The organism is Modestobacter sp. SYSU DS0875 (genome assembly GCF_054050915.1).
The window spans coordinates 1-905 of record NZ_JBJHAH010000067.1; the positions used below are offsets into that span (position 1 = coordinate 1).

A 905-nucleotide genomic window follows, 5' to 3' on the forward strand; every position below is an offset into this window, starting at 1 on the left:
GGCCGCCGGTGGTCCGGCGGTGCTGGGCGTGCCGGTGGCCGACGTGGTGACGTTGCCCGACGGGAAGGGGACGGCGCAGCGGTTCCAGTCCGGTTCGGTGTACGCCTCGCCGGCGACGGGGGCGCGTGCGGTGACCAGTGAGCTGCTGGCTGCCTGGGCGCGGTCGGGCTGGGAGCGGGGCCCGTTGGGGTATCCGACGACCGGTGCCACGGCGCTGTCGGTGGGGGGTGGCCGGTTCGCGCACTTCCAGGGTGGGTCGGTGTACTGGTCGCCGACCACGGGGGCGCGGGTGCTGCGGGGTCCGGTGCGTGATGCGTGGGCGGCGTCGGGCTGGGAGCGCAGCGCGCTGGGGTATCCGACCGGTGACGTGGTGGTGCTGCCCGATGGCAAGGGGCAGGCCGCGACGTTCCAGCACGGGTCGATCTACTGGACCCAGGCCACCGGGGCCCGGGTGGTGACCGCGGAGCTGCGCGCGGCGTGGGCGCGGTCGGGCTGGGAGCGGGGCCCGTTGGGGTATCCGACGACCAGTGCCACGGCGCTGTCGGTGGGGGGTGGCCGGTTCGCGCACTTCCAGGGTGGGTCGGTGTACTGGTCGCCGACCACGGGGGCGCGGGTGCTGCGGGGTCCGGTGCGTGATGCGTGGGCGGCGTCGGGCTGGGAGCGCAGCGCGCTGGGGTATCCGACCGGTGACGTGGTGGTGCTGCCCGATGGCAAGGGGCAGGCCGCGACGTTCCAGCACGGGTCGATCTACTGGAGCCCGGCCACCGGGGCGCACGCGCTGCCCACCGTGGTCCGCGACGCCTGGGCCGCCACCGGCTGGGAGACCGGCCGGCTCGGCTACCCGACCTCGGGCGGCACGAAGGTGACCGGCGGCACCCGGTGGACCTTCCAGGGCGGCTCGATCA

1 protein-coding gene is annotated in these 905 nt (G+C 75.6%); it reads left to right on the forward strand.

Annotated elements, in window-relative coordinates:
• On the forward strand, positions 1-905 hold a 905-nt coding region (locus ACI79Y_RS19645; RefSeq protein ID WP_457160101.1), incomplete at both ends, for an LGFP repeat-containing protein.